Source organism: Cupriavidus lacunae (assembly GCF_003353055.1).
In the GTDB taxonomy this organism is placed as follows: Bacteria; Pseudomonadota; Gammaproteobacteria; order Burkholderiales; family Burkholderiaceae; genus Cupriavidus; species Cupriavidus lacunae.
Map to the genome: position 1 here is coordinate 1 of NZ_QKWJ01000151.1, position 8945 is coordinate 8945.

Here is an 8945-nt window from a genome sequence, read left to right on the forward strand (position 1 = left end):
ATGCCCATACGTCATCCTCTCTCGGCATCCTCGCCGGCTCGCTGGCGGTGGGCGGATTGGTGGCAGACCGCGGCTTGAAGCAAGATCGCGGCCTCAAATGAACAGGAGAATTCCCATGTCCAAACTACCGTTGCTCGAACCCGCGGATTGTGCATTGATCCTCGTTGATGAACAGGCGGGCCTTGCGTTCGCCGCGGGTTCTCAAGACCCCCAGATTCTGCGCAGTAATGGCCTTGCGGTCGCGAAGACGGCGGTCGCCTTTGACTTGCCGGTTGTGGTCTCCACTTCGGCCTCGAAGGTCTACAGCGGCCCATTGATGCCGGCTTTTCGGGAAGTGCTGCCAAACGTCACGCCGATTGAACGCCGCAACATGAACCTTTGGGAAGACGATGCGGTCCGCGACGCGATTACTGCTACCGGAAAGCGTACGCTGATCATCGCGGGCATGCTGACGGAGGCCTGCGTGAGCTTCCCGGTGCTTTCAGCGCTGTCCGAGGGATATCAAGTCTTCGTGGTTGCCGATGCCTGCGGTGNGCATGGTGGTGGGTATGGCACGGGCCTCGCATATGCGCGTGACATGATCAAGCCGACATGAGCGTTCGTATCGGTCATGCATCATCCACCACGGAAGGGGGCGGCATCAGCGGGTTGGTACTGGCACGCGCGTAATCTGAACCAAACGCGCCCTACGCCTCCTTCGCTCTCTCTATTGTCACCAGAGCCTCGTTTTGCATTTCAGGGGGTGTCCTGCCAGCTACCGCCGAGCGCCCGGTAGAGCGAAACCGCGCTTACTGCGGCATCGGTCTGGGCCTGCACCAGCTCACTTTGTGTGTCCAGGACCTGGGTGTGGGCGTCGAGCACCGAGAGGAAATCAGCCTCGCCGGCGTTGTACAGATCCTGCGCCAGAGTCGACGAGCGCTGCGCCGAATCAAGCGCCAGGCTTAGGCGCGCGCCGCGCTCCCGCTGCGCGCGCACATCGGTGTACGCTACCTCTACATCCTGCAGCGCATTGAGCAAGGTCTGGTCGAATGCGTATCGCGCCTGCTGCAGCGCTGCATCCTGGGCGTCGATGTTGGCGTGGATGCGACCGGCATTGAACAGAGGCCAGAATATGCCCAGCCCGAGGGTAAACAGATTGTCGGTCACGGCCGGCATGCCACGGTAGGCCAGGCGATCAATCGCGTCGCCGAAAGATAGCGTGAACTTCGGCAGCAAGTCTGTTTTCGCCACACCGAGGTTGGCCACGGCCACGTCGATGCGGCGTGCGGCCTGGCGCAGATCGGGGCGCCTCTCGAGCAACTCCGCGGGCGCCTGCCGAGGCAACGCCGGCGGTGCCGGGGGGATCGGCGCGGCCGACAACAGCGCCCGGTCGATCGATTCGGGCGGGTCGCCGGTGAGCACGGCCAGGGTTCCCAATTCATTGTCGATCCGCCTCTGAACGTCGGGTACTGAAGCCTGGGTCCGCTGCAACTGCGTTTGCGCACGAGCCACGTCCAGGTCCGTGGCCAGTCCGGCCCGGTACCGCACTTGCGTCAGATGGACCGTATCGACCCGCACGGCAATGTTCTCCTCCACAATGGCGCGCTGGCGCTGGAGTCCCCGCAGTTGCATATAGGCAGTGGCAACGCTGGCAGTCAGCGCCACTTCGAAATCCCGGCCGAGCCGGCATGCTCACGCGCCTGAAATCGTGTCTGGTAGCGGCTCCTTGATATGTCTGCCGAGGAACTATTGACGGATTTTCAGGACCGCGGCACCGGTAAGGCGACCCTCGCGCAGGTCGGCCAGCGCCTGATTGGCCTGCTCCAACGGATAGGCGGTGGTGTGTGTATGCAGCGGGGTCCGGGCGGCGATATCCATCAGCGCGATGCCGTCGGCGCGCGTGAGGTTGGCTACGGAACACAGGTGCCTTTCTTCCCAAAGCAACTGGTATGGCATGGCTGGGATATCGCTCATATGAATCCCGCCACAGACAACGATGCCACCCTTATCCACGTCGCGCAGCGCTTTGGGAACCAGCGCACCCACCGGAGCGAAAATCAGCGCGGCGTCCAGCGGCACGGGCGACTGGAGGTCGCTCGATCCGGCCCAGCACGCGCCGGTCTGGTATGCGAGTTGCTGGGCGCCTGCATCGCCTGCGCGGGTGAAGGCGTAGACTTCGCGGCCTTGTGCCACCGCGATCTGTGTTACCAGGTGGGCGGCGGCGCCGAAGCCGTAGATGCCGACGCGGTGCGCATGGCTGGCTGCGCCCGCCATGCGCAGCGTCCGGTAGCCGATCAGGCCGGCGCAGAGTAGTGGCGCGGCGTGTTCGTCGTCGTAGCCGGGCGGAATCCGGAAGCAATAGCTGCTGTCCGCGACAACATACTCAGCATAGCCGCCATCGCGGGTATAGCCGGTGAACAGCGGCGCATCGCAGAGGTTTTCGTGATGACGCAGGCAGTAGCGACAACGGCCACAGGTATGTCCGAGCCATGGCACACCCACGCGGTCGCCCGGCTTGAAGGCGGTGACACCGGCGCTGCACGCATCAACCTGTCCGACGACTTCATGCCCCGGGATGAGCACCGGCTTGGGATGGCGCAGGTCGCCGTCGGCGATATGCAGGTCGGTCCGGCACACCCCGCAAGCGGCCACGGCGATGCGAAGTTCGCCGGGCCCCGGGTCGGCAACCGGCAAATTGTGAAAGCGCAGCGGCAGGCCTGCGCCCTCGAAGACCATTGCGCGCATGGTTTGGTGGGGCATGGCGTGGCGCCGCGGTGCCGCTAACCTTCGACTTCACTGCGGACCAGAAGCACGGGCTTGCTGGTCTTGGCAAGTACGCCTTCCGACACGCTGCCCATCAGCAGGCGCCTGACGCCGCGGCGGCCGTGGGTGCCAAGCACGATTAGGTCGGCATTCCACGCATCGGCGTCGGTGACAATGGTCAACGAGATCCGGCCGGGCGACACCGGCTTTTTGTCCAGTTGCACAGAATTCCGCACGCCCGCCTCGCTGAGCCTGGCAGCGGCAGCATCCAGCGCCTTGCGGCCGTGCGCGGTGATGTTGTCGACCAGTTCCTTGGGGTTGAAGTAACTAGCCTCGAAGAAGACATCGCTGTCGTCCACCACGAACAACGCCTTGACCTCGGCCCCGGTTGCCCTGGCGATGATGATGGCCTGGCTCAGTGCCAGGTCCGAAGAACGGCTGCCATCGACGGCGAGCAGGATGCGCTGGTACATGATGGGTCTCCGGAGGGGCAGGGATATGCGAGGTCGATGTCGCGATGCGTTGCATTCAGCGTAGACGCCGGCGTCGATACGCGCTTGACATGCATCAACCCGTAGCGGCTGGCGTGGCCAGTTCTTGATCGCAGCCAGGGCCGGAGTGATGACCACAAGACTTGAGAGCTCCGCATATCTCTTTTCCCGCACCGGCCTGCGCCGCGCAGGCGTGGCGATACGTGAGCTGTGTCGCCGCAGGGCAGGCCCGTTGACCCGGGTCAAGCGCCGGTCTGCCTTGCTGCCTAGACTGGTTTGTACTTGAGCGAGAGGGCGATCATGGCTTATGACAGCATCCTGGTTCATCTGGACAGCAATCCACAGGCACGGCAGCGGCTCGAAGTGGCGGGGCGCGTTGCGGCGGCCAGCCAGTGCCGGCTGATCGGCATGTACGCCGGTTTCATTCCCGACCCTGCCTGGTTCTACCTCTTGGACGGCGCGCAGCAGTATGTTGCGGACGATCTGGCCCGGCGCAAGCAGGTCAGGGAAGACGTTCGGGCGCAGTTTCTGGCGGCAACCCAGGCGTGGCCAGTGCGCGCGGAGTGGCGCGCTGCGGAGCGGGGGGCCGTGGCAGGCGTGCTGCGCGAGGCCCGTGAGGCCGGCCTGGTTGTTGCCGGCCAGTATGCCGCTGACAACACCGAAGGCCCGGTGGCCCGACAGCTACTGGAATCGCTGCTGCTGGAGACCGGCCGACCGACGCTCGTCGTGCCGTGCGCGGGCACGTTTCCAACGCTGGGCACGCGGGTTATCGTTGCGTGGAATGGCAGCCGCGAGGCGGCGCGGGCGCTGCACGACGCCGTGCCGCTGATGGCCGGCGCGCAGGCCCGCATTCTTTGCGCACAGACTGCAGCCAAGGAGGCAAGAGACGACGCCACGCCCGTCGGCCACGCCGCACGCGTGCTGGAGCGCCACGGCGTGGCCGTGGAAATCGAACACGGTCCCGGTGGGGCTGACCTGACCATCGGTGAGCTCATCCTTTCTCGCGCGGCGGATTTCAATGCCGACCTGATCGTGATGGGTGCCTACGGACACGGCCGCATGCGCGAACTGGTGCTTGGCGGCGTCACGCACACGCTTCTGGACTCGATGACGGTACCGGTGCTGTTTTCACGCTGATGCAAAGGCAAACCAAAGAACGGAATTACGTCATGGATTTCAGAACCATCCTTGTCGACCTCAGCGAAGATGCTGCACGGTCGGCGCGCATTGAAACGGCGGCACGCCTTGCCACAAGGTTTGGCGGCAGCGTGGTCGGACTGACTGCAACAGGAACACACCTGGAACCGTTTCGCGGAGCAGGCAAAGAGGCCGGGCAATACGCCGTGCTTGCCGCGAGCCATTTGCACAAACTGGCCGCCGGTCACAAGGAAGCACTCGACACACTGACCAGGCAAGTGTCGCCGGCCATTCCCACCCGGCACATCGTTGTCGACGCCGAGTCTGGCTGGGCGCTTGCCGACGCGGGCCGTTACGCCGATCTCATCCTGCCCGCACCGCCGTCGGCGCAGGCCGATGTGCCGCCTCTGCTGGCCGGGGTTGCGGAGTATGCGTTGCTCAATGCCGGCCGGCCCATCCTGCTGGTGCCGGGGGCGACTGTCCCGCGAACCGGTGGCCATGTCGCCATTGCATGGAACGGCGGCCGCGAGGCTGTGCGGGCGGTTGCGGACGCAATGCCGTGGCTGGCGCATGCCAGCGCGGTTTCCGTCCTGGTGGTCTGCGAAGGCCGGCACGGCGCTGTCGTCGAGCAAGCGGCCTACCGTGACAGCGCGGATCGGCTGACAGCATGGCTGGTCAGCCATGGCATCCATGCCAATCTGCTGGTCGGAGAGGGCGACCCCGACCACGTTCTGCCACAGCTTGCGGGCAAGGTACAGGCCAACCTGCTGGTCGCCGGCGGCTATGGCCGCTCCCGGCTGAGGGAGCTCGTGCTGGGTGGCACCACCCGCGCCCTGCTGCGCCAGACAGGCTTGCCAGTCTTCATGTCGCACTGAGGTGACGCGTGATCAGATGAGGCCAGCAGAGAGCTGCTTCCGGCCAGACTCAACGAGCGGCTAGAAACGCAAAGGCTCGCTTCACGGTCCAGCAATTACGATAAGTATCCTCGTAATGTCACGTTGGACAGTCCCGATAAGCGGGTAATGCTGCACCAGCACAAAACCCTGGTGCCGCGCGAATGCCGGCGTTACGTGTCCAAACTAAGTTGAAGCGAAAGGCGGGCTTGCGCTCGCGGCAGTTTAGAACTTGTGACGGATACCAACGACCGCGCCGAACTGGTTCTCCGAGCCGCTAACCGTGCCGAAGCCGCTGCCTTGGATCGCGCCGGAACCGCCCGCGGTCAGACCCAGGTTCGAACCATCCTTGTTCTTGGTGTAGCCCACGTTCAGGTATGCATCGGTGCGCTTGGACAGCGTGTAGTCAACCGATGCCACGAAGCTCCACGGATCAGCCTTGGTACCGCGAAAGTCTTGGTAGTAGGCAACGCCGGTCAGCGAGAGCGCCGGGATGATCTGATAGCCCAGACCCAGCCAGTACAGGTTCGAGACGTTGTTAGCACCGAGGTTGCCCGGCAGCGTGGCGCCGTCGAGAGCCTGGGCCCAACGATAACCAGCGTACATCTTGGCCGGGCCGAAGGCGTACGAACCAGCCAGGGTGGCGCGACGGATCTTGGCACCCGTCAGGGCACCGGTCGAGGCCAGGCCGAGGTTGGTTTCATCGTAGACACCTCCGACGGCTAACTGACCGGCTGCGTAGGTCAGGCCGGCACTGTACTCTTGGCCAATCTTGGGGCTGCCGGGGACTTCACCAAAAGAGCCGGCACCGGTGTTCGAGCCGAAGCTGTACAGGGCTCTGGCGGTCAGGCTGCGGAAAGTGCCGACATACTTGACCGAGTTGTCAGCTCGGCTGGTAAAGCCTGCGTCCTGGCCAATGATCGAGTAGTTCGTGGCGATGCCCATCGGGTCGAACTGCAGACCGAAGTCATAGAGTGGGGTCTGTTGACGACCCAGGGTGAGGGCGCCCCACTGGCTTTGCAAACCGACGTAAGCGTTACGGCCGAACAGACGGCCGCCTTGGGCCGAGGTGCCGGTGTCGAGGTTGAAACCGCTTTCCAGCACGAAGACGGCCTTCAGGCCACCGCCCAGATCCTCCACACCACGCAAGCCCCAACGGCTGCCGGACAGGTTGCCCGAGGTCAGGCGGGTCACGCTGTGGCTGCCTCCAGGCTGGTTATTTTGATATTCGATACCGGCGTCGACGATCCCATACAGCGTCACGCTCGACTGAGCATACGCGCCACCAGCGGCTAGTGCAGCGACGGTGGCAATCCATTTCATCTTCATAACACTTTCCTTGTCAGCTGATGATTGGAACCTTTGGGATATCGCGACTGCTTGGCCGACGCTCTCCGTTCACGTCTATTTTGTATTATGTGCCAGCGCTCGGTTAACGATACTTAGGAACGGTTCTTTGTTGTGATGAAACAACCAGGAGAGAGAGCGGAAAGCAACCAATCGTTCCGTGCTTGAGTAACGAACATTCGTGCTTTTTTCTGGATGCGCACGCCCTGCGTGTGATGGACGGACTGGGTATGACGATGCTAGTCGTTCCCAGAGCGTATGCGCCTTGGCTCGAACAGGCAGCGGCCCATGCGGCCAAAGTCGGCGAGGATGCTACCTGGCTGGAAGCGTGGGAAGACCCACTTTTAGTTTGGTCTTTGTATCGCCGCTTAGCGGCAAAACGCACGTATTTTTTCTTGCGCGCCGTGATCCTCTGCGCCTCTGACTAACATTGAGTGGACTGTCAGAAGGTGATGTTAGCTGCACAAAATGCAGGGTTCGACAACCCTGCGGGAGGAAAATTCTGCGAGGAGTGTGGGGAACGCCTTGCGCAGATCGTGACCATGCGCACTGACTTGACCGCTCGATCCATTTGAGGCGGCCCAACTATCTGCTCGTACGCTGCGGCAAAACGCAATTCACTGCGGTGAGGTGCGCTGCGATCGGCACCATCGTCGATGCGACTGCTCTTAAGCTTGGGCCACGCAGCATGACTGCCGCGCCGTAATTTCAACAGCTCAGCACTTCAGCCACACCATGACCACACTTCAATCCACTCGCCAGGAGAAAGACTTCCTGGGCGTCCGAAACCTCGATAACACCTTGTACTACGGCGTTCAAACACTGCGAGCAAAGGAGAATTTTCATCTATCCGGCCGCCGGATTGGCGAGTATGCAGAATTTGTCAAAGCACTGGCCCTTGTCAAGCATGCGGCCGCCAATGCCAATCACAGAATCGGCCTGCTGGATGGGGCCAAGCATGCTGCGATTGCAAACGCATGCGCGGAAGTCATTGACGGTGCGTTACATGACGAGTTTGTCGTTGACATGATCCAGGGCGGCGCGGGCACCTCCTCTAACATGAATGTCAATGAAGTGCTTGCCAACCGTGCACTGGAACACCTGGGACAAGAAAAGGGCGATTACAGGCACCTCCATCCCAACAACGACGTCAATATGTCGCAATCGACTAATGATGCGTATCCGAGCGCCATCCGCGTGGGCCTGCTGCTTGCTCATCTCCCGCTATTGGAGAGCCTCAGCCACCTCGCGGCGACCCTGGCGAGCAAGGCGGAGCAGTTCGACGGCATCCTGAAGATGGGCCGCACCCAGCTCCAGGATGCGGTTCCCATGACGCTTGGACAGGAGTTCCGGGCCATGGCTGACACCGTATCCGCGGACCTCGAGCAGCTTCGCTCGCTCATCCCTGCTGCGCTATGCGCCGTTAATCTCGGTGGTACGGCGATCGGCACCGGCATCAACGCCGACCCGCGCTATCAGGCGATCGCCATCGAGGAGCTGGCAGCGCTCTCCGGCTTTCCGATTCGTTCCGCAGCCAACCTCATTGCGGCAACATCGGACATGGGCGACTTCGTACTGCTTTCAGGCCTGATCAAGAAGACCGCCATGAGGCTCTCGAAAATCAGCAATGACTTGCGTTTGCTGTCGAGCGGTCCCCGGGCTGGCCTTGGGGAAATCAACCTTCCTCCGCGCCAGCCTGGTAGCTCGATCATGCCCGGCAAAGTCAATCCGGTCATTCCGGAGGCGATGAACCAGGTGGCTTATGAAATTGCAGGCAATGATGCCGCGCTTACCCTGGCGGCCGAGGCTGGTCAGTTGCAGCTGAATGCCATGGAGCCCCTCATTGCATACAAGCTCTATGACTCCATCCGGCTACTCGATCGTGCGGTGCGTATGCTGGACCGCGAATGCATCGAGGGCATTACCGCGAATCCGGATCAGTGTTCCGCGCTCGTTCAGCGGTCGATTGGCATTGTGACAGCGCTCAATCCGTACATCGGATATGAGAATGCCACGCGGATCGCAAGGCTAGCTCAGGAAACAGGTCGCACCGTTGTGGAGCTCGTGCAATCAGAGCAGCTCATTAGCAATGAGCTTCTGGCCGAGATCCTCCGCCCGGAGAACATGGTGGCGCCTCGGGCGGTAGCCAAGGCCTGATAGCAAAGAGGCGGAGTAGAGACGGCTGACAAAGCTGCCACTGCGAGTGTTTGCGCCCCTCTCCCATTTATGGGCTTGCCTTTACCCACAACTTCCGGCGGCTTACTCGTTTTTCTGGAAGATCCGATACATTTCGGTGATTTCGTGCAAAACGAGGAAGCCGCGCCAGAGGACAGTA

8 protein-coding genes are annotated in these 8945 nt (G+C 62.3%); 4 read left to right on the forward strand and 4 right to left on the reverse strand.

Annotated elements, in window-relative coordinates:
• Positions 1–115 precede the first annotated feature (115 nt).
• Positions 116–595, forward strand: coding sequence for an isochorismatase family protein (locus tag DN412_RS41245; protein ID WP_115216776.1), 480 nt, complete (start codon positions 116–118; stop codon positions 593–595).
• Between the two features lie 140 nt (positions 596–735).
• On the opposite strand, the gene DN412_RS41250 is transcribed toward DN412_RS41245, so the two are convergent.
• From DN412_RS41250 to DN412_RS41260, 3 genes are all read right to left on the reverse strand, one after another.
• On the reverse strand, positions 736–1644 hold the full coding sequence (locus DN412_RS41250) for a TolC family protein (RefSeq protein ID WP_115216777.1): 909 nt from the start codon (positions 1642–1644) through the stop codon (positions 736–738).
• A gap of 81 nt (positions 1645–1725) precedes the next feature.
• Positions 1726–2739, reverse strand: a complete 1014-nt coding sequence (locus DN412_RS41255; RefSeq protein WP_115216778.1) for a zinc-dependent alcohol dehydrogenase family protein — start codon at positions 2737–2739, stop codon at positions 1726–1728.
• A gap of 20 nt (positions 2740–2759) precedes the next feature.
• The gene (locus DN412_RS41260) at positions 2760–3215 is read right to left on the reverse strand and encodes a universal stress protein (protein WP_078196293.1); all 456 of its coding nucleotides are present in this window, start codon (positions 3213–3215) and stop codon (positions 2760–2762) included.
• Positions 3216–3533: 318 nt separating this feature from the next.
• On the opposite strand from DN412_RS41260, the gene DN412_RS41265 reads away from it, so the two are divergent.
• Positions 3534–4370 (forward strand): universal stress protein, encoded by an 837-nt coding sequence (locus DN412_RS41265; protein ID WP_115216779.1) that lies wholly within the window; start codon positions 3534–3536, stop codon positions 4368–4370.
• Positions 4371–4402: 32 nt separating this feature from the next.
• Positions 4403–5245 carry a universal stress protein gene (locus DN412_RS41270; protein ID WP_115216780.1) on the forward strand — a complete coding sequence of 281 codons (843 nt, stop codon included), beginning with the start codon at positions 4403–4405 and terminating at the stop codon, positions 5243–5245.
• Between the two features lie 243 nt (positions 5246–5488).
• On the opposite strand, the gene DN412_RS41275 is transcribed toward DN412_RS41270, so the two are convergent.
• A complete protein-coding gene (locus DN412_RS41275) occupies positions 5489–6592 on the reverse strand; it encodes a porin (protein WP_115216781.1) in 1104 nt (367 codons plus the stop codon).
• 753 nt (positions 6593–7345) lie between these two features.
• Here DN412_RS41275 and DN412_RS41285 point away from each other — a divergent pair.
• Positions 7346–8767, forward strand: coding sequence for an aspartate ammonia-lyase (locus tag DN412_RS41285; RefSeq protein ID WP_115216783.1), 1422 nt, complete (start codon positions 7346–7348; stop codon positions 8765–8767).
• Positions 8768–8945 lie beyond the last annotated feature (178 nt).

What these genes read in the sequence shown, in the direction of transcription:
- DN412_RS41270 (WP_115216780.1), top strand. Translation starts at nt 4,403, where the DNA reads ATGGATTTCAGAACCATCCTTGTCGACCTCAGCGAAGATGCTGCACGG.
- DN412_RS41275 (WP_115216781.1), bottom strand. Translation starts at nt 6,592, where the DNA reads ATGAAGATGAAATGGATTGCCACCGTCGCTGCACTAGCCGCTGGTGGC.
- DN412_RS41285 (WP_115216783.1), top strand. Translation starts at nt 7,346, where the DNA reads ATGACCACACTTCAATCCACTCGCCAGGAGAAAGACTTCCTGGGCGTC.
- DN412_RS41260 (WP_078196293.1), bottom strand. Translation starts at nt 3,215, where the DNA reads ATGTACCAGCGCATCCTGCTCGCCGTCGATGGCAGCCGTTCTTCGGAC.
- DN412_RS41255 (WP_115216778.1), bottom strand. Translation starts at nt 2,739, where the DNA reads ATGCCCCACCAAACCATGCGCGCAATGGTCTTCGAGGGCGCAGGCCTG.
- DN412_RS41265 (WP_115216779.1), top strand. Translation starts at nt 3,534, where the DNA reads ATGGCTTATGACAGCATCCTGGTTCATCTGGACAGCAATCCACAGGCA.